Here is a 19,096-nt window from a genome sequence, read left to right as displayed (position 1 = left end):
ATGAGACCCGCGGCCCCGGGAGGTGCACATGGACGCCCTCGACGTATCGCGATGGCAGTTCGGAATCACGACGGTTTATCACTTCATCTTCGTGCCGCTGACCATAGGTCTGGCGCCACTGATCGCAGTGATGCAGACCATCTGGGTGATCACCGGGCGCTCGGAGTGGTACCGGCTGACGCGGTTCTTCGGCAAGCTGTTCCTGATCAACTTCGCCATCGGCGTGGCCACCGGCATCGTGCAGGAATTCCAGTTCGGGATGAACTGGAGTGAGTACTCCCGCTTCGTCGGCGACGTCTTCGGAGCACCGCTGGCGATGGAAGGCCTGGTGGCCTTCTTCTTCGAGTCCACCTTCATCGGCCTGTGGATCTTCGGCTGGACCCGGCTGCCTCGACTGGTCCACCTGGCCTGCATCTGGATCGTCGCCATCGCGGTGAACCTGTCGGCGTTCTTCATCATCACCGCCAACTCGTTCATGCAGCATCCCGTGGGTGCGCGCTACAACCCGGAGACCGGCCGCGCCGAACTCGAGAGCATCGTCGCGCTGTTCACCAACGAGACCGGTATCGCCGCGTTCTGGCATGCCGTCGCAGGCGCATTCCTGACCGCGGGCACGTTCGTGGCATGTGTGTGCGCCTGGTGGATGGTGCGCAACGCGCGCACCGGGACCGAGACCGTTCCCGAGACCCGGACGATGTACCGCCCCGCCACCATCCTGGGCTGCTGGGTGGCACTGATCTCGGCGGCCGCGTTGTTCTTCACCGGTGACATCCAGGGCAAGCTGATGTTCGAACAGCAGCCCATGAAGATGGCGTCGGCGGAATCGTTGTGCCACACCGAAACCGATCCCGATTTCTCGATCCTGACGGTGGGAACGCACAACAACTGCGAGAGCGTCATCCACCTCATCAAGGTGCCATTCGTACTGCCGTTCCTGGCCGAGAGCAAGTTCACCGGCGTCACGCTCGACGGCGTCGAAGACCTGCAACAACAGGCCGAGGAGAAGTTCGGCCCCGGCAACTACCGGCCGAACCTCTTTGTCACCTACTGGTCGTTCCGCGCCATGATCGGCTTCATGGCGGTGCCGGTGCTGTTCGCACTCGCGGCCCTGTGGCTGACCAGGGGCGGCCGCACCACGGACAAGAAATGGCTCTCGACATTCGCGCTCCTGACCCTGCCGACACCTTTTCTGGCCAACAGTGCGGGATGGATCTTCACCGAGATGGGACGTCAGCCCTGGGTGGTGGTACCCAACATCGACGGTGACCCGATGCTGCATCTGACCGTGCAGGAGGGGGTGTCCGGCCACTCGTCCACCATGGTGTGGATCAGTCTGATCAGCCTCACCCTGACCTACGCGGTGCTGGCGGTCATCTGGTTCTACCTCCTGCGCCGCTACATCGTCTCGGGCCCACAGGAACACGACTCCGAGCCGGCGCCACCCAAGCCACCCGGCGACGACGACGTGGCCCCACTCTCGTTCGCGTATTAGGGAGCAAGCGACCATGGGACTTCAAGAGATCTGGTTCATCCTCGTCGCCGTGTTGTTCCTCGGGTTCTTCGTCCTCGAGGGTTTCGACTTCGGCGTCGGCATGCTGATGGAACCCCTTGCCCGCATGGGCAGCGGTTCCGATTCCGTGACGATCGACAAACGCCGCCGCGCGGTGCTCAACACCATCGGACCCGTCTGGGACGGCAACGAGGTGTGGCTGATCACCGCGGGCGGAGCGATGTTCGCCGCGTTCCCCGGCTGGTACGCCACGGTGTTCTCGGGACTGTTCCTGCCGCTGCTGGCGATCCTGCTGTCGATGATCCTGCGGATCGTGGCCATCGAATGGCGCGGCAAGATCGACGACGCGACCTGGCGCAAACGCGCCGACCTCGGCATCGCCATCGGCTCCTGGGTGCCCGCCATCCTGTGGGGCGTTGCGTTCGCGTCGCTGGTGCAGGGGCTGCCGGTGGACGCGGACGCCCAGATTCACCTGACCTTCGCCGCGCTGATCAATCCGTACACACTGCTGGGCGGGCTGGCTACCGGCGGGCTGTTCCTGCTGCACGGCGCGGCGTTCCTGGCACTGAAAACCGAAGGTGAGATCCGCACCGACATCCTGCGGGTGGCCCGGCTGTTGACCTGGCCGGTGACGGCGCTGGTGGCCTGCTTCGGCATCTGGACCCAACTGGGGTATGGCAAGACGTGGACCTGGGCGGTGCTGGCCCTGGCCGTTGTGGCCCAGCTGGCGGCAGTTGCGCTGCTGCACAGGGGGACCCGCGACGGGTGGGCCTTCATCTCGACAACGCTGGTGGTGGTGGCCGTGATCGTGCTGGCGTTCGGGGCGCTGTTCCCGAACCTGGTGCCGTCGACGCTGAATCCGGACTGGAGCCTGACAATCTTCAACGCGTCCTCCACCCCATACACATTGACGGTGATGACGTGGGCCGCGGCCATCTTCGCGCCACTGGTGGTCATCTACCAAGCCTGGACGTACTGGGTGTTCCGGCAGCGCATCTCGACCGACCGGATACCCGACCCCATCGGTCTGGGGCACTCGCACTGACCGCCACCCCACGCACGCCAGGCAGCCGGGCGCCGCTGGATCCGCGACTGATCCGGGCCTCGGTCGCGGTGCGGCGCTTCCTGGCGGCCACCGTGGGGTGCGGTGTGGTGATCGCCGGCAGTGCGCTGGCGTCGGCGGTGTTGTTGGCACACATCGTCAGCGGCATCATCACCGATCCCGCCAGCCGCTCGCTGTCTGGCTGGGCACCCGAACTGGTTCTGTTGGCGGTGTTGTGGACGGTGCGCACCGCCGCGCAGTGGACCCAGGCGCGACTGAGCCAGCGTGGTGCCAGCGGCGCCATCGCCGATCTGAGCGGGCGCGTCCTCGAGACCGTGACCGCTGCAGATCCGCGCACCATCGCCGAACGCCGCGACGAGGCGGCCGCTGTGGTGGTGCGCGGACTCGACGGCCTACGCCCATTTTTCACCGCTTACCTCCCCGCACTGATCCTGGCCGCCATCCTCACCCCGGCGGCGGTGCTGGTGATGGCGGTCTTCGATCTGCAGGCCACCGCCATCGTCCTGGTGGCGCTACCCCTGATCCCGATCTTCATGGTGTTGATCGGGCTGGCCACCGCCGAACGATCCGCCGCCGCACTGGACGCCATGACCGCTTTGCAGGCGCGGATGCTCGACTTGATCGCAGGCATTCCTACCCTGCGCGCCCTCGGCCGGGCACAGGGCCCGGAGAGCCGAATCGCCGACCTGTCAAACGCTCATCGCCGCTCCACCATGGCCACGCTGCGCATCGCGTTCCTGTCCTCGTTCGTCCTCGAACTGCTGGCCACCCTCGGGGTGGCGCTGGTGGCCGTGAGCGTCGGACTGCGGCTGGTGTACGGCGACCTCGACCTGGCGACGGCGCTGACGGTGCTGCTGTTGGCGCCGGATGTGTTCTGGCCGCTGCGGCGCGTCGGCGTCGAGTTCCATGCCGCGCAAGACGGCAAGACGGCCGCCGAACGTGCGTTCACACTCATCGATGAGCGCCCCACAGCCGTAGCGGGTACCGCGACGGTGCAAGCCGCCGGCGCCACCATCGTCGTCGAATCACTCTGCGTGCCAAGCCGTTCAGGTTTCGCACCGGCCCACCTGGACGCCCGGTTCGAGCCGGGCCGCGTCACCGTGCTCACCGGCCCCAACGGTGCCGGCAAGTCCACCACCTTGCAGGTGATCACCGGGTTGACACGCGCCGCATCCGGGCGCGTCACCGTCGGGGACCTCGACGTCGCCGATCTGGAGCCGGCGGCCTGGTGGGCCCAATTGAGTTGGCTGCCGCAGCGTCCGGTGCTCATACCGGGCAGCGTCGCCGACAATCTGACTCTTTACGGCCCACTCACCGACCCCGAGTCCGCTTGCGCCGCTTCCGGATTCGATCGCGTCCTGGCCGAGCTGCCCGACGGCGCGGACACCGTCGTTGGCCGCGGCGGGGTCGGACTGTCACTCGGACAGCGCCAGCGACTCGGCCTGGCGCGTGCCCTCGGCTCGCCGGCCCCGGTGCTGCTGCTCGACGAACCCACCGCCCACCTGGACGCCGCGACCGAGCAGGCCGTGCTGCAGGCGCTCGTCGCCCGGTCCCGCACCGGAGCCACGGTGGTCATCGTCGGCCACCGCGCCCCGGTGCTGGCGATCGCCGATCACGTGACCGCGGTGAGTAAGCGTGAGGTGGGCAGCCATGCTGCGGTCTGATCCTCTGGTGCTGGCGTGGCACCTGCTGCGACCGCGGATGCCGCGTCTGCTGCTGGCGGGCCTGTGCGGGGTGCTGTCGCTGGGCAGTGCCCTGGCATTGGCCGCGGTGTCGGCCTGGCTGATCACCAGAGCCTGGCAGATGCCACCCATCCTGGATCTCACGGTCGCCGTCGTGGCGGTGCGGGCCTTCGGCATCTCCCGCGGCGTCCTGCATTACTGCGAACGCCTGGCCTCCCACGACACCGCGCTGCGCGCCGCCGGTACAGCGCGGACGCGGCTCTACCGTGCGCTGGCCGACGGGCCGGTGGACACGGTGGCCCGACTGGACGGCGGCGAACTGGCGGGCCGGGTCGGCGCCGACGTCGATGACGTGGCCGATGTGGTGGTGCGGGCCGTCCTGCCCATCACCGTGGCCGCTGTGTTGTCGGTAGCGGCGGTGGTGGCCATCGCGCTGATCTCCCCCGTTGCTGCGGCGGTGCTGGCGATCTGCCTGCTGATCGCCGGTGTGGTGGCCCCGTGGCTTGCCGCCCGTGGCGCCGCGGCCCAGGAGATGGCGGCCAGAGAGTTGCACGCTCAGCGAGACGGGTTGGCCATGCTGGCCCTCGACCATGCCGCCGAACTGCGCGTCGGCGGCCGGTTGCCGGGGATTGTCGCCGAATCTCGGCAACGGCAGCGCGATTGGGGTGTCGCGCTGGACCTGGCGGCGCGACCCGCGGCGCTCGGTGCGGCTGTACCGACCGCGGCAATCGGTATCAGTGTGCTGGGTGCGGTGGTCGCCGGTCTGGGAATCGCACCGTCGGTGGCACCGACCACGCTGGCGATCCTGATGCTGCTGCCGCTGTCGGCCTTCGAGGCCACCACCGCACTGCCCGCCGCGGCGATCCAGCTCACCCGGTCCCGTATCGCCGCACGCCGGCTACTTGCCCTCACCGGATCAGCCACGGAGCCGGGTACCGCCACCCGGCCCACCGATACCACGCTGCGCGCCCACCGACTGGTGGCAGGCTTCACCCCCGAAACGGCCGCCGCCCCGGTGACTCTGACACTGCCGCCGGGCAGTCGGCTGGTGGTCCGCGGCCCCAGCGGTTCCGGCAAGACCACCTTGTTGATGACGCTGGCCGGATTGCTTCCACCCGTGGCCGGCCAGGTGACCGTGGGCAACGTCGCCCTCGACACGCTCGCCGAACCGGAACTCCGCTCGGTGCTGGCGTTCTTCGCCGAGGATGCGCACGTCTTCGCCACCACCGTCCGCGACAACCTGTTGGTGGCCCGCGGCGACTGCACCGACGACGAACTGCACGCGGCGTTGACCGCGGTGGGATTGCGGGACTGGCTCGACAGCTTGCCCGCCGCACTGGACACCGTGCTCGACGGTGGCCCGGCCGCACTGTCGGCGGGACAACGACGCAGGCTGCTTTTGGCCCGGGTGCTGTTGTGCCGGGCCGATGTGGTGCTGCTCGACGAACCTACCGAGCACCTGGACCGCTCCGATGCCGATGAACTCCTGCGGGCACTGCTGCGCACCGACAGTGGGTTGCTGGAACACGGTCGCACTGTCGTGGTGGCTACCCATCACCTGCCGCACGACCTGGCCGACACCCCCGCCTGTCGCACTCTAACGGTGTCTGCCCAGCAATGGTGACGGGTAACGTTGCGCCCGTCTGTCGTCCGCACGAACCTGATCCGGAGAGTCATGACTGAAACCCCCGAGCCCAAGAAGCCCGAAACTCCGTATCAGGGATATCCGGAGGGTGGCTATCCGCCGCCCCCGCCGCCCGGTGCGTACCAAGGCGGATATCCCCCGCCGCCGCCGCAGCCGTACTCGGCTGGCTACCCCGGTTATCCCGGCTATCCCGGGCCGGACGGCATGGGCGGTTACGGTCAGCCACCCGCGGCGCCCAAGAACGGTCTCGGGATCGCCGCCCTGGTGGTCGGCATCCTGTCGCTGCCCGCCGTGTTGACCGTGTTCGGCGGCTTCGTCCTGGGCCTCGTGGCCATCGTGCTCGGATTCATCGGCTACCGGCGCGCCAAGAAAGGCGAGGCCACCAACGGCGGTATCGCGATAGCAGGCGTGGTGATCGGCCTGCTGGGCATCGTGCTCAACGCCGCGCTCATCGCCTTCGGGGTGTGGGGCTTCCTGCAGGTCGGCGGTCGCGACTACTTCGACTGCATGCAGCAAGCAGGCAGCGACACCTCTGCGCAGATGCAGTGCGAGGACGAGTTCCGCGGCAACCTCGAGAACCGGTTCAGCGTCACGCTCACTCCGACCCCCTGAGGCAGCCAGACTGCCCCGTCGGACATGCCCTTGGCAAGGGAATCCATCGCCGAAACCAAATTTCAACACGGAATCGGTTGCGGCCCGGCCAAGGATGGGTGAAGGTTGACTGACAGTTGCAATCAGTCGGCCCAAAACCCTGGCCCTCTGAGCGCAACGCAGCACCGAGGAGGCATGTTCTGAGCAAGACCGGCGCACAAGCCACAGAACAGACAACACAGCAGGGCAGCGCACCATCCGGCGCGCCGGTCATCGAGATCGACCACGTGACGAAGCGCTTCGCCGATTACGTCGCCGTCGCCGACGCGGATTTCTCCATCGGCGCGGGAGAGTTCTTCTCCATGCTCGGCCCGTCGGGGTGTGGCAAGACCACCACGCTGCGGATGATCGCCGGATTCGAGACTCCGACGTCGGGGGCCATCCGGCTGGAGGGAGCCGACGTTTCCCGCGTCGCCCCGCACAAACGCAACGTCAACACCGTGTTCCAGCACTATGCGCTGTTCCCGCACATGAGCGTCTGGGACAACGTCGCCTACGGGCCGCGCAGCATGAAGAAGGACAAGTCGGAGGTCAAGCGCCGTGTCGACGAGCTCCTTGAGGTGGTGCGGCTCACCGACTTCGCCCAGCGCCGCCCCGGCCAACTCTCCGGCGGCCAGCAACAGCGTGTGGCACTGGCCCGGGCACTGGTCAACTACCCAAGCGCACTGCTGCTCGACGAACCGCTGGGCGCACTCGACCTGAAGCTGCGCCACGTCATGCAGTTCGAGTTGAAGCGGATCCAACGCGAGGTCGGCATCACCTTCGTCTACGTCACCCACGACCAAGAGGAAGCGCTGACGATGAGTGACCGCATCGCGGTCATGAACCTCGGCAAGGTTGAGCAAATCGGCACGCCCACCGAGATCTACGACAACCCCGCCTCGGTGTTCGTCGCCAGCTTCATCGGACAGGCAAATCTGTGGCACGGCAAACAAACCGCATCGTCGGGCGAGTTCGCCGACCTCGCGGTTCTCGGTTCCACGATCAGGGCCCGCTCCGGCGATACCACCATCGAGAACGGCGGCAAGGCCACCCTGATGGTCCGTCCCGAACGCGTCCGCGTCTCGACCACCGAGCTCTCCGACGCAAGCGTGACATCCGTCCGCGCCACCGTCACCGATCTGACGTTCCAAGGTCCGGTCGTCCGACTGTCGCTGGTGGCGCCCGACAAGTCGCCGATCGTCGCGCACGTCGGCCCCGAACAGAACTTGCCGCTGCTACGCCCAGGTGACGAGGTGTATGTCGGCTGGGCCGCAGACGCCTCCCTGGTGTTGCCGGCTGCCGACATCCCCACCGCCGAAGACCTCGAGGACATGCTCGACGACTCCTGATGCCACCGTTCACCGAGCCCCTCAGCCCTCACTGAAAGCCCCTTCCTCGAAAGGCTTGCCCCATGGCCAGAACCCCGGACATCGATCCCGCGCTGCTGTCGCGTCTCACCGCCAACCGCGCGTCTCGTCGCCGCTTCCTCGGCGGCAGCGCCGCGGCAGCCGCAGGACTCGCGCTGGGCGGTTCCTTCCTGGCCGCCTGCGGCAGCAGCGACTCCGGCAGCTCCGCCGGCAGCGCCTCTGCCGTGCCCGATGACGGCTCCCCGGCTGAGGGCACGCTGCGCATCTCGAACTGGCCGCTGTACATGGCCGACGGGTTCGTCGCGGCATTCCAGACCGCGACGGGCCTGACCGTCGACTACAAAGAAGACCTCAACGACAACGAGGAGTGGTTCGCCAAAATCAAGGAACCGTTGTCACGCAAGCAGGACATCGGCTCCGACCTGGCCATCCCCACCACGTTCATGGCTGCCCGCCTGCACGGTCTGGGCTGGCTCAACGAGATCAACCACGACCGCGTCACCAACTTCGGCAACCTGCGTGAGGATCTGCTGGAGGCCAGTGTCGACCCTGGCCGCAAGTTCAGCGCACCCTACATGTCCGGCCTGGTGGGCCTGGCGTACAACCGGGCCGCCACCGGTCGTGACATCACCTCGATCGACGACCTGTGGGACCCCGCGTTCAAGGGCCGGGTCAGCCTGTTCTCCGACTCGCAGGACGGCCTGGGCATGATCATGATGAGCCAGGGCAGCGACATCGAGAACCCCACCATCGAGACCGTGCAGAAGGCCATCGACCTGGTGGCCGCACAGCGCGACGCCGGACAGATCCGCCGCTTCACCGGCAATGACTACGCCGACGACCTGGCCGCGGGCAACATCGCCATTGCACAGGCGTATTCGGGCGACGTTGTGCAGCTGCAGGCCGACAACCCGGATCTGCAGTTCATCGTCCCGGAGTCCGGCGGCACCACGTTCGTCGACACCATGGTGATCCCGTACACCACGCAGAACCAGAAGGCCGCCGAGGAGTGGATCAACTACATCTACGACCGCGCCAACTACGCCAAGCTGGTGTCATATGTCCAGTACGTTCCGGTGCTCTCGGACATGACCGACGAGCTCAACAAGATCGACCCCGATGCCGCCGCCAACCCGCTGATCAACCCGCCTCAGGAGATCCTGGACAAGGTCAAGGGCTGGCCGGCGCTCACCGATGAGCAGACGGTTGAGTTCAACTCGGCGTACGCCGCCGTCACCGGCGGCTGACCGATGGCCGGCGTAGCTTCCAGCAGCCGGCAGCGCAGCAAGATCGCTCCGTACCTGATGATCCTGCCTGGGCTGGCCTACCTCGGGCTGTTCTTCGTGGTGCCGTTCATCTCGCTGGCGCGGACGTCATTGTCGTCCACGGGCGGGTCGGTGTTCATGCCGACACTGACATTCTCGTGGGACTTCGGCAATTACGGTCAGGCGTTCTCGGCCTACACCGACCAGATCATCCGTTCGTTCAGCTATGCGTTCCTGGCCACCGTGATCTGCCTGGTGCTGGCGTTCCCGCTGGCCTACGTGATCGCATTCAAGGCGGGCCGCTACAAGAACCTGCTGCTGGGCCTGGTGATCCTGCCGTTCTTCGTGACGTTCCTGATCCGGACCATCGCGTGGAAGACGATCCTGGCCGACGACGGCTGGGTGGTGAGCCTGCTGGGCACCGTCGGGTTGCTGCCCAGTGAGGGCCGGCTGCTCTCGACCAGCTGGGCGGTGGTCGGCGGACTGGCCTACAACTGGATCATCTTCATGATCCTGCCGTTGTACGTCAGCCTGGAGAAGATCGACCCGCGGCTGCTGGAGGCGTCCAAGGACCTGTATTCGACCAACCGGCGCACCTTCACGAAAGTGATCATGCCGCTGGCACTTCCGGGTGTGCTGGCAGGCAGCATGCTGGTGTTCATCCCGAGTGTCGGTGACTTCATCAACGCCGAGTACCTGGGCAGCACACAGACCACGATGATCGGCAACGTGATCCAGCAGCAGTTCCTGGTGGTCAAGGACTACCCGGCCGCGGCTGCGCTGTCGATGTTGCTGATGGGCCTGATCCTGGTGGGCGTGATCATGTACACGAAGGCTCTGGGGACGGAGGACCTGGTGTGAGCATCCAAGACCGGATTGCCGCCGCCAACGCCGACGTCGCCGAGCACGCCTCCGAGAACCAGCCCGGTCTGCTGGCCCGACTCAAGGTGGGCGACATCACCTTACGGGTGGTCGCCGGACTGGTACTGCTGTACCTGTTCATCCCCATCGCGGTGATCGTCGCGTTCTCGTTCAACAATCCCCAGGGCAAGTTCAACTACACCTGGCAGGGGTTCACCCTCGCCAACTGGGCCGACCCGTTCAAGTACCCACCGCTGACGGCCGCACTGCAGATGAGTCTCAACGTGGCCGCGGTATCCACCGCCATCGCGCTGGTGCTCGGCACTCTGCTGGCCATTGCCCTTGTGCGGCAACGGTTCAAGGGCGACCGCCTGGTGGACGGCTTCCTGGTGCTGCCGCTGACCGCACCCGAGGTGGTGATGGGTGCCTCGCTGCTGGTGTTGTTCCTCGACCTCGGCTGGCCGGCCGGTTACACCACGATCGTGATCGCGCACATCGCCTTCCAGGTGAGCTTCATCGCGATGACGGTGCGGGCCAGAGTGCGCGGCTTCGACTGGACGCTCGAAGACGCCTCGATGGATCTCGGGGCAGGACCCGCCCGGACGTTCTTCAAGGTGACGCTGCCGCTGATCGTGCCCGGCATCGTTGCCGCGGCCATGCTGTCGTTCGCACTGTCGCTGGACGACTTCATCATCACCTACTTCGTCAGCGGATCCACCGTGACGTACCCGCTGTACGTCAACGCCGCCGTGAAAGCGTCTGTGCCACCGCAGATCAACGTGCTGGCCACGGCCATCCTGGTGATCAGCCTGCTGTTGATCGCCGTCGGAACGCTGTACCGCCGCAAGCGAATCGACACCTGACACTGGCAGGATCTGAGAGGGTCCTGACGTAAATCCGCTTGCCGTTGGCGGCCCGCACCGCAAAGGTAGGAGCCGTGCGGGCACCTGACAGCTTGACCTCCAGCTACCTGGTTCCGGCGGCCGCAGCGGTCACCGTGTTGCTGTGGGCATCGTCCTTCGTGGTGATCCGAGCGGCCGGAGCCTCGTTGTCGCCGGGGCCGATGGCCTTCACCCGGATGCTGGTCGCCACCGCCGCGCTGATGCTCGTCGCCCTCTACTACCGGCGCCCGATCCCCCGTGGCCGCAGCCTGGCGCTGGTGATGGGGTACGGGGTGCTGTGGTTTGCCACCTACACAGTGCTGCTGAACTGGGCCGAACAACACCTCGATGCCGGAACGGCGGCCCTGCTGGTCAACTTCGCGCCCATCATTGTCGCGGTGTTCGCCGGCCTGTTCCTGGGTGAAGGATTTCCCGGCGCCCGTGTCGTCGGCATCCTGACCGCCTTCGCGGGCATCGTGTTGATCGCCCTCGGCGGCTCGGGCGGCACCGTCAACGACCGCCTCGGTATCACCCTCGGGCTGATCACAGCCGTGTTGTACGCGGCCAGTGTGCTGATGCAGAAAGTGGCTCTGCGGTCCGTCGACGGCGTGACGGCCACCTGGGTGGGATGCGCGACTGGCCTGTTGGTCACCACTCCGTTTGCGCCGCAGGCGTTCAGCGAGATTGCTGCCGCACCCACCTCGGCCGTGCTCGGGGTGGTGTTCCTGGGCATCGGTCCCACCGCCATCGCCTTCCTCACCTGGGCCTACGCATTGGCCCGCTCCGACGCCGGCGCACTGACCGCCACCACACTCGCCGTTCCGGCCATCGCCATCGGACTGTCCTGGGTGTTCCTCGGCGAAGTTCCCACCCTGCTCGGATTCATCGGCGGCGCACTGGCACTGCTGGGCGTGATGATCACCCGAAGGTGAAACTGTTTGTCGTGACACCCCGCCGGGTACCGGAATTGACATGGTCGACAATCGGGTTCACGGTGCGGTGGATCGAGCCACCAGTACCAACGCGTTCGAATACGCCGCACGCGCAGGCTACGTCACCAGCGGCGTGCTGCACCTGCTGCTCGGCTACATCGTGGTGCGGCTGGCCTTCGGCGGCGGTGGAGCCAACCAGAACGCCGACCAGTCGGGAGCCCTGGCGACGCTGGCCTCCAGCGGCGGCGGCGCCCTGGCCCTGTGGTTGGCCGCTGCCGGCCTCTTCGGCCTGGCCGCGTGGCGGCTGGCCGAAACCGTCGTGGGCTCCCATCCCAATGAACCCACCGACGACGACAAAGGCGCCAAGAAGCAGTTCAACCGGGTCAAATCACTGGCCCTGGCCATCGTCTACTGCGGCCTGGCACTCTCGGCCGTTCGATTCGCCATGGGCACCGGACAGTCCAGTGGCCAGCAGAACGCCGGCATGTCGGCTCAGTTGATGCAGTCCGGTTGGGGCAAAGCACTTCTCATCGTGGTCGGCCTGGTCGTGATCGGCGTCGGCGGCTACCACGTCTACAAGGGCGCATCGGAGAGGTTCCTCAAAGACCTGAGAGTCTCCGGCGGGTCGGTCGTCACTCCGATGGGCAAGGTCGGCTACATCGCCAAGGGGGCTGTGCTGGCCGGCGCCGGCCTGCTGGTGATCGTGGCTACCCTCAGCTCTGATCCGGCCAAGGCGTCCGGGATAGACGCAGCGGTCAAGACCTTGGGTGAGGCACCGTTCGGCAAGATCCTGTTGGTGATCGCCGCGCTGGGGTTCGCGGCCTACGGCGCCTTCTGTTTTGTGATGGCACGTTTCGCGCGGATGTGACCCTGCCGCCGCGGGTCAGCAGAACAGCCGCAGCGTCCACGGATCGGTGTCGATCAGCAACACCGCGGGACCGTCGGCCCGGCGCAACGAGACCGCCGTCGTCGGCCCCGCTGTGATCCGGGAGTTCACCCGGGCCCCGTGCAGGCGGACCCCGAGCGCGTCGAGTCCGAGCGCCGCGTCGTCGCCGACGGTGACTCGCGCGCCCGCGCCGAGTATCCGCCGTCCTGCCAACTGGTCACCGCCGGTGAGCGCGGCCACCAGTGCATCGACCGAGCCACGGTGCCGACGAGCCGTGCGGTGCAGGCCGGCCAGGAATCCCGCCGCACCACGCAGATGCTGATTCGACAGCAGCGAGCGGGTCAGTCCCAGTGCCACCGGCACAGCGGGCACACCGCGGCGGGCGAACTGCCACAGCATCGAAGGTAGCTCCCAAAATGCCTGTAGTTGACTGATCTTCAGCTCCCCTTCGACATCGCGGACGGCGTAGCGCAGGATGGCGGGAACATTCATGGTGACACCACCACCCATGCCGACCTCCAGCGTCACGTCGCGGATCACCGTCGACCCGCAGACGATGTCGGCATACGGATGGAAGGTGATGTCGCGTGGCGCGATGAACGTGTCGAAGAACCGACCGATGGCATCACGTCCGCGATGAGGCGCCGAGCCCACCGGGTCCTCCACCACGGCGTCGTCGGTGAAGAGTCCCAGCCAGCCTGCCCGGTCGTGACGCGCCGCCGCCTGCGGCGACCGCTCGACCGCAGCCAGCAGCTCAGCCTCGGCGTGGGGTGTCACGCCGAAGCGCCGACAATCTCGACGCCGATGGCCCGCAGATCCTCCACTGCCTCGGCGGTGGACGCCGGGGCGACACCTGCGGTGAGATCCAGCAGGACCCTGGTGCGCAACCCGGCCTTCGCCGCGTCCGCGGCGGTGGCCCGCACACAGTAGTCGGTGGCGATGCCCACCACGTCCACCGCATCCACGCCGCGGGCGCGCAACCAGTCGGCCAGCGCGACCCCCTCGGCATCGGCGCCCTCGAATCCGCTGTAGGCGGCCTCGTACTGCCCCTTGTGGAAGACGGCTTCGACGGCGCCGGTGGCCAGTTCGGGATGGAAGTCGGCTCCGGGGGTGTCCACCACACAGTGCCGTGGCCAGGACACCTGGAAGTCGGGAGTGTCGGAGAAATGCTCGCCCGGGTCGATGTGAAAATCCTTGGTGGCCACCACATGGTCGTAAGGATGGGCGCCGGCGAGAAGCGTGCTGATCTCGCGCGCCACGGCCGTGCCGCCGTCGACGGCCAGCGAACCGCCTTCGCAGAAGTCGTTCTGGACGTCGACGATTATCAGCGCACGCATGCCTCCACCGTATCGGGACGTACAGTGAACCGGCACTATTCGGGACAAGGAGCAGCGGTGAGCACCTTCGATTTCTTCCAGGCGACCGAACTCCCGGTACCGGATCTCGACAGCACCGACGCCATGGCGATCGCGCGGACCCATTTCGGCGTCGACGCCGGCGTCACCGTGTTGGGCAGCCAGCAGGACGCCAACTTCCTGCTGCGCCGTGGCACCGAACCGGTGGGTGTGCTCAAGGTCGCCAACCCCGCCTTCACCCTGGTGGAGATCGAGGCGCAGGACGCCGCGGCGCAGTACATCGCCGACCGCGAGCCCGCCGTGCGCACCGCGCGCAACGTCGGCCCGGCGACGGGCCCCATCGCCGATGTCGGCACGGACGGCAGCCTCTACGCCCGGATCATCGACTTCCTTGCCGGCGGCACCCTCGGCGGCGACCGCTACGTGTCACCGCAGCGGTGGGCCGCGTTGGGCACCCTCGCCGGCCGCGTGGTGCGTGCGCTGGCCGATTTCGACCACCCCGGAGTGGACCGGGTGTTGCAGTGGGATCTGCGGCATGCGGACCGCACGGTGACGTTGCTGGCTCCCTACGTCCAGGACTCCCGGATGCGGGCACGGATCGAGAGCGAGGCCCAGGCGGCGTGGCAGGTGGTGACCGCGCTGGCTGACCAGCTGCCCGTGCAGGTCATCCACGGCGACCTGACCGATGACAACGTGGTGTGCTCCCCCGAAACCCGATTACCGGACGGGATCATCGATCTGGGCGACCTGACCAGATCCTGGGCCGTGGGCGAGCTCGCCATCGCCGCCTCGGCCGTGCTACGGCACGCCGACGGCGAACCCGCCGCTGCGCTACCGCTGATCGCGGCCTTCCACCGGCAACGACCGCTTGCCGCCGCCGAGATCGAAGTGCTGTGGCCCCTGGTGATCCTTCGGGCGGCGACGCTGGTGGTCAGCGGCCACCAACAGGTCGCCATCGATCGGGAGAACAACTACGCCGCAAGCGCTCTGGCCGACGAGTGGAACATCTTCCAGCGGTCGTTGTCGGTACCGGCGACGGTGGTGACCCGGCTGATAGGTGCTGCGCTGGGCGTCGAGGCCCCCGCACCCTCGCAGGACTGGGGCCGGCTGATCGACGGCGCCGCGGCGCACGTGCTGGATCTGTCGACGTTGTCCGACGATCTGGACGCCGGGCGTTGGCTGGACAGCGACATCGAAGACAGACTGGCAACCGAGACCGGCGCGGCGCTGGTCGCCACCACCCATGGTCAGCCGCGGCTGACCAGATCCGTGTTGCGCAGCAGTGAGTCACCGGCCAGTGTCCCCACCGGTATCGATGTGTGGGTCAGCGCGCCGACGAAGCTGCTCGCACCCTGGCCCGGCAGGATTGCCGTAGAGGCCGACGAGCTGCGCCTGGCCGGGCCCGGCGTGACGCTGCGAATACGCGGCGACATCACGTCCACCGCAACCATGATCGGCCGAGGTGACGAGCTGGCGGTGGCCGGCCCCGGCCGGTTGTGGATCCAGGTGACCGGCGAGAATTGCTGTCCCGTACCAGCTTTCGTGCGTCCCGAGTATGCGCCGGGATGGTTGGCACTGACTCACGATCCGGGCGTTCTGGTCGGAATGCCTGCGCACGTCGAGGGTGAGGACAGTGCCGGGCTGCTGGTCAGGCGCGGGCGGTCGTTCGCCGCGGTGCAAGAGCAGTACTACAGCAACCCGCCGCGTATCGAGCGCGGCTGGCGTGAACACCTGCAGGACACCGAGGGCCGCAGCTACCTCGACATGGTGAACAACGTGACCAGCATTGGCCACGGACATCCCGAACTGGCGGACGCTGTTGCCCGCCAATGGCGCAAGCTCAACACCAACTCCCGGTTCAATTACGCTGCGGTGGTCGAGTTCTCCGAACGGCTGGCGGCCACTTTGCCCGACCCCCTGGACACGGTGTTCCTGGTGAATTCCGGCTCGGAGGCCGTGGACCTGGCCCTGCGCTTGGCATTCACCACCACGGGCCGACAGGACGTGGTGGCCGTGGCCGAGGCCTATCACGGCTGGACCTATGCCACCGACGCCGTCTCGACCTCCACGGCAGACAATCCCAATGCGCTGACCACCCGCCCGGACTGGGTACATACAGTGCCGTCTCCCAACAGCTTTCGCGGCAGGCACCGGGGTGGCGACGCCGTACGCTATGCCCCCGAGGCGGTGGCGGTGATCGAGGGCCTGGCAGCCGAGGGCCGCCCGCCCGCAGCGTTCATCGCCGAACCGTTCTACGGCAACGCCGGTGGGGTGGCGCTGCCCGACGGGTATCTCGACGCGGTGTACACCGCGGTGCGCGCCGCGGGCGGCTTGGCGATCGCCGATGAGGTGCAAGTGGGCTACGGCAGGCTCGGCAGCTGGTTCTGGGGCTTCCAGCAGCAGAAGGTGCTGCCCGACATCGTCACCGTCGCCAAGGCCATGGGCAACGGCCAGCCGCTGGGCGCCGTGATCACCACCAAGGCGATCGCCGATGCGTACCGCAACGAGGGGTACTTCTTCTCCTCGGCAGGCGGCAGCCCGGTGTCCAGCGTTGTGGGGCTCACGGTGCTCGACGTGATCCAGCGCGACGGTTTGCAACACAACGCCGCCGCCGTGGGTGAGCATCTGCGTAGCCGGCTCACCGAGCTGGCCACCCGGCATCCGCTGATCGGCGCCGTCCACGGCAGCGGGCTCTACATGGGAGTGGAACTGGTGCGCGACCGCACCACCCTCGAGCCGGCGGTCACCGAGACCGCGGCAATCTGCGAGCGGATGCGCGAGCTGGGGGTTATCGTCCAACCCACCGGCGACCACATGTGCGTGTTGAAGATGAAACCGCCGATGTGCCTGACCAGGGAGTCGGCCGACTTCTTTGTCGACGTGTTGGACCGCGTATTGCATACCGGGTGGTGAAACAGCAGGTCACCCTGCGTTTTGGCGTGCAGCGACGGCGGTGCGCGTTGCGCTGGTTAGCTACGCGAATTAAAGTCCAGACACATGTCCAGACACTGTGGCGTTCCCTTGCTCGACTTCAGCGGCGACGCGACCGGTCGGGTATAGGTGAAAGGTATGCGCATCGCCCTGCTGTCCTACCGCAGCAAGACCCACTGTGGCGGCCAGGGTGTTTACGTCCGACATCTGAGCCGAGGCCTGGCCGATCTGGGACACCACGTGGAGGTGTTCTCGGGGCAGCCCTATCCCGACGGCCTCGATCCCAGGGTGCGGCTGTGCAAGGTCCCCAGCCTGGATCTCTACCGGGAACCTGACCCGTTCCGGGTGCCGAGACCCAGCGAGATCCGCGACACGATCGACCTGCTGGAGCTGGGCACCATGTGGACCGCCGGCTTCCCCGAACCCCGAACGTTCGGCCTGCGGGTGGCCAAGCTGCTTGCCGAGCGGCGCGCCGAATTCGACGTCGTACACGACAACCAGAGCCTGGGCACCGGACTGCGCCGCATCGCCGCGTCGGGCATGCCCGTCGTGGCCACCGTGCACCACCCCATCACCCGCGACCGGGTGCTCGATCTGGCGGTCGCCAAGTGGTGGCGCAAGCCGCTGGTGCGCCGCTGGTACGGCTTTGCGGAGATGCAGAAGAAGGTGGCCAGGTCCATTCCGGACCTGCTGACCGTGTCCACCACCTCGGCCACCGACATCGCGGCGGACTTCGGGGTCAGCCCCGATCAGCTGCACGTGGTGCCGCTGGGTGTGGACACCGCGGTGTTCGCCCCCTCCGCTGCCCCGCGGGTGCGTGGTCGCATCATTGCCATCGCCAGCGCCGATGTGCCGCTCAAGGGCGTGGCCAATCTGCTGCAGGCCGTGGCCAAGCTGCGCACCGAGCGTGAGGTCGAGCTGCAGCTGGTGGCCAGGCTGGAGAGCAACGGTCCCACCGAAAAGCTGATCGCCGAGCTCGGCATCTCCGACATCGTGCACATCTCCAGCGGCCTGTCCGACGCCGAATTGGCCGCATTGCTGGCATCAGCCGAAATCGCCTGTATCCCTTCGCTGTACGAAGGCTTCTCGCTGCCGGCGGTGGAGGCCATGGCCAGTGGCACCCCGATCGTCGCCAGCCGGGCCGGTGCCCTGCCCGAGGTGCTGGGCACTGGTGGTGACGCAGCCGTACTGGTGCCGCCCGGCAATGTCGAGGAACTCACCAAGAGCCTGGGCGAACTGCTGGACTCCCCCAACGAACTACAACGCATGGGTTTGGCGGGCCGCCGGCGCGCAGTGGACATCTACAGCTGGGAATCCGTTGCCGCACAGACGGTCACGGTGTATCAGCGGGCTATCGATCGGATGCGGACATGTTGACCGTCGACTTCGACAGACTGGGCGTCGGGCCCGGAACCAAGGTAATAGACGTCGGGGCGGGCGCGGGCAGGCACAGCTTCGAGGCCTACCGCCGTGGTGCCGACGTCATCGCGTTCGACCAGGACAAGGAAGAACTCGAGAACGTCACCACGATGTTCGAGGCCATGGCAGCCGCCGGCGAGGCGCCCGAGGGCGCAGTGGCCGAAGCGGTGGCCGGAGATGCGCTGGCGCTGCCTTATGCCGACGGCACCTTCGACGTGGTGATCGCCTCGGAGATCCTGGAACACGTGCCGGCCGACGAGGCAGCCATCGCCGAACTGGTGCGTGTGCTCAAGGTCGGCGGCAAGCTGGCCGTGACGGTGCCACGCTGGTTACCGGAACGGTTGTGTTGGTTGCTCTCCGACGAGTATCACGCCAACGAGGGCGGGCACATCCGCATCTACAAGGCCGACGAGCTGCGCGCCAAGGTCGAGTCGCGAGGCATGCGGTTCACCCATACCCATCACGCCCACGCGCTGCACTCCCCGTACTGGTGGATCAAATGTGCTGTGGGCGTGGAGAAGACGAAACACCCGGCGGTCAGCGCCTACCACCGGCTGCTGGTGTGGGACATGATGTCGGCGCCTGCCCTGACGCGCACCGCAGAAGCTGCGCTGAACCCGCTGATCGGCAAGAGCGTAGCGCTGTACTTCGAGAAGTGAGGCAACC

General features: G+C 67.1%; 16 protein-coding genes. 14 read left to right on the top strand and 2 right to left on the bottom strand.

The genetic code is table 11. From position 1 onward, the window contains the following. Positions 1-28: 28 nt before the first annotated feature. The 11 genes from BVC93_RS24265 to BVC93_RS24215 all read left to right on the top strand — a co-directional run bounded on the left by BVC93_RS24265 (position 29) and on the right by BVC93_RS24215 (position 12,707). Positions 29-1,492: a cytochrome ubiquinol oxidase subunit I gene (locus BVC93_RS24265; protein ID WP_083739673.1), complete on the top strand. Its 1,464-nt coding sequence runs from the start codon at positions 29-31 to the stop codon at positions 1,490-1,492. Between the two features lie 13 nt (positions 1,493-1,505). Further along, a complete protein-coding gene (gene cydB / locus BVC93_RS24260; RefSeq protein ID WP_083739672.1) occupies positions 1,506-2,555 on the top strand; it encodes a cytochrome d ubiquinol oxidase subunit II in 1,050 nt (349 codons plus the stop codon). 92 nt (positions 2,556-2,647) lie between these two features. Then, entirely contained in the window at positions 2,648-4,237 is a 1,590-nt protein-coding gene (gene cydD, locus BVC93_RS24255) for a thiol reductant ABC exporter subunit CydD (protein WP_236950491.1), read from the top strand. Further along, positions 4,224-5,879, top strand: coding sequence for a thiol reductant ABC exporter subunit CydC (gene cydC / locus BVC93_RS24250; RefSeq protein ID WP_083741297.1), 1,656 nt, complete (start codon positions 4,224-4,226; stop codon positions 5,877-5,879). The genes cydD and cydC overlap by 14 nt, the downstream gene beginning before the upstream one ends. 51 nt (positions 5,880-5,930) lie before the next feature. Next, complete coding sequence (locus tag BVC93_RS24245) at positions 5,931-6,512, top strand: DUF4190 domain-containing protein (protein WP_083739670.1); 582 nt, start codon at positions 5,931-5,933, stop codon at positions 6,510-6,512. A gap of 266 nt (positions 6,513-6,778) precedes the next feature. Then, complete coding sequence (locus BVC93_RS24240) at positions 6,779-7,882, top strand: ABC transporter ATP-binding protein (protein WP_083739669.1); 1,104 nt, start codon at positions 6,779-6,781, stop codon at positions 7,880-7,882. Positions 7,883-7,944: 62 nt separating this feature from the next. Next, positions 7,945-9,147, top strand: coding sequence for a polyamine ABC transporter substrate-binding protein (locus tag BVC93_RS24235; protein ID WP_083739668.1), 1,203 nt, complete (start codon positions 7,945-7,947; stop codon positions 9,145-9,147). Between the two features lie 3 nt (positions 9,148-9,150). Beyond that, the gene (locus BVC93_RS24230; protein ID WP_083739667.1) at positions 9,151-10,026 is read left to right on the top strand and encodes an ABC transporter permease; all 876 of its coding nucleotides are present in this window, start codon (positions 9,151-9,153) and stop codon (positions 10,024-10,026) included. 68 nt (positions 10,027-10,094) lie between these two features. Continuing rightward, the gene (locus BVC93_RS24225; protein ID WP_236950490.1) at positions 10,095-10,889 is read left to right on the top strand and encodes an ABC transporter permease; all 795 of its coding nucleotides are present in this window, start codon (positions 10,095-10,097) and stop codon (positions 10,887-10,889) included. A 74-nt stretch (positions 10,890-10,963) separates the two neighbouring features. After that, positions 10,964-11,839 carry a DMT family transporter gene (locus BVC93_RS24220; RefSeq protein ID WP_236950102.1) on the top strand — a complete coding sequence of 292 codons (876 nt, stop codon included), beginning with the start codon at positions 10,964-10,966 and terminating at the stop codon, positions 11,837-11,839. A gap of 40 nt (positions 11,840-11,879) precedes the next feature. Then, positions 11,880-12,707 (top strand): DUF1206 domain-containing protein, encoded by an 828-nt coding sequence (locus BVC93_RS24215; RefSeq protein ID WP_083739666.1) that lies wholly within the window; start codon positions 11,880-11,882, stop codon positions 12,705-12,707. A 15-nt stretch (positions 12,708-12,722) separates the two neighbouring features. On the opposite strand, the gene BVC93_RS24210 is transcribed toward BVC93_RS24215, so the two are convergent. Together BVC93_RS24210 and BVC93_RS24205 are read right to left on the bottom strand one after the other, a co-directional pair. Continuing rightward, on the bottom strand, positions 12,723-13,502 hold the full coding sequence (locus tag BVC93_RS24210) for a nuclear transport factor 2 family protein (protein ID WP_083739665.1): 780 nt from the start codon (positions 13,500-13,502) through the stop codon (positions 12,723-12,725). Next, the gene (locus tag BVC93_RS24205) at positions 13,499-14,062 is read right to left on the bottom strand and encodes an isochorismatase family protein (RefSeq protein ID WP_083739664.1); all 564 of its coding nucleotides are present in this window, start codon (positions 14,060-14,062) and stop codon (positions 13,499-13,501) included. The genes BVC93_RS24210 and BVC93_RS24205 overlap by 4 nt, the downstream gene beginning before the upstream one ends. Positions 14,063-14,119: 57 nt before the next feature. Here BVC93_RS24205 and BVC93_RS24200 point away from each other — a divergent pair, with 57 nt between their 5' ends. The 3 genes from BVC93_RS24200 (at position 14,120) to BVC93_RS24190 (ending at position 19,089) form a co-directional block, all read left to right on the top strand. After that, a complete protein-coding gene (locus BVC93_RS24200; protein ID WP_083739663.1) occupies positions 14,120-16,993 on the top strand; it encodes an aminotransferase in 2,874 nt (957 codons plus the stop codon). A 156-nt stretch (positions 16,994-17,149) separates the two neighbouring features. Then, the gene (locus BVC93_RS24195) at positions 17,150-18,388 is read left to right on the top strand and encodes a glycosyltransferase family 4 protein (protein WP_083739662.1); all 1,239 of its coding nucleotides are present in this window, start codon (positions 17,150-17,152) and stop codon (positions 18,386-18,388) included. Beyond that, entirely contained in the window at positions 18,382-19,089 is a 708-nt protein-coding gene (locus BVC93_RS24190; RefSeq protein ID WP_083739661.1) for a class I SAM-dependent methyltransferase, read from the top strand. Before BVC93_RS24195 ends, BVC93_RS24190 begins: the two co-directional genes overlap by 7 nt. The last annotated feature ends 7 nt before the right edge of the window (positions 19,090-19,096 follow it).

This window comes from Mycobacterium sp. MS1601, assembly GCF_001984215.1.
Lineage (GTDB): Bacteria > Actinomycetota > Actinomycetes > Mycobacteriales > Mycobacteriaceae > Mycobacterium.
This window is presented reverse-complemented; position numbering and strand designations above follow the sequence as displayed.

Coding starts and splice junctions, on each gene's coding strand:
- BVC93_RS24265 (WP_083739673.1), top strand. CDS start 29: ATGGACGCCCTCGACGTATCGCGATGGCAGTTCGGAATCACGACGGTT.
- cydB (WP_083739672.1), top strand. CDS start 1,506: ATGGGACTTCAAGAGATCTGGTTCATCCTCGTCGCCGTGTTGTTCCTC.
- cydC (WP_083741297.1), top strand. CDS start 4,224: ATGCTGCGGTCTGATCCTCTGGTGCTGGCGTGGCACCTGCTGCGACCG.
- BVC93_RS24245 (WP_083739670.1), top strand. CDS start 5,931: ATGACTGAAACCCCCGAGCCCAAGAAGCCCGAAACTCCGTATCAGGGA.
- BVC93_RS24235 (WP_083739668.1), top strand. CDS start 7,945: ATGGCCAGAACCCCGGACATCGATCCCGCGCTGCTGTCGCGTCTCACC.
- BVC93_RS24230 (WP_083739667.1), top strand. CDS start 9,151: ATGGCCGGCGTAGCTTCCAGCAGCCGGCAGCGCAGCAAGATCGCTCCG.
- BVC93_RS24215 (WP_083739666.1), top strand. CDS start 11,880: ATGGTCGACAATCGGGTTCACGGTGCGGTGGATCGAGCCACCAGTACC.
- BVC93_RS24205 (WP_083739664.1), bottom strand. CDS start 14,062: ATGCGTGCGCTGATAATCGTCGACGTCCAGAACGACTTCTGCGAAGGC.
- BVC93_RS24195 (WP_083739662.1), top strand. CDS start 17,150: ATGCGCATCGCCCTGCTGTCCTACCGCAGCAAGACCCACTGTGGCGGC.
- BVC93_RS24190 (WP_083739661.1), top strand. CDS start 18,382: ATGTTGACCGTCGACTTCGACAGACTGGGCGTCGGGCCCGGAACCAAG.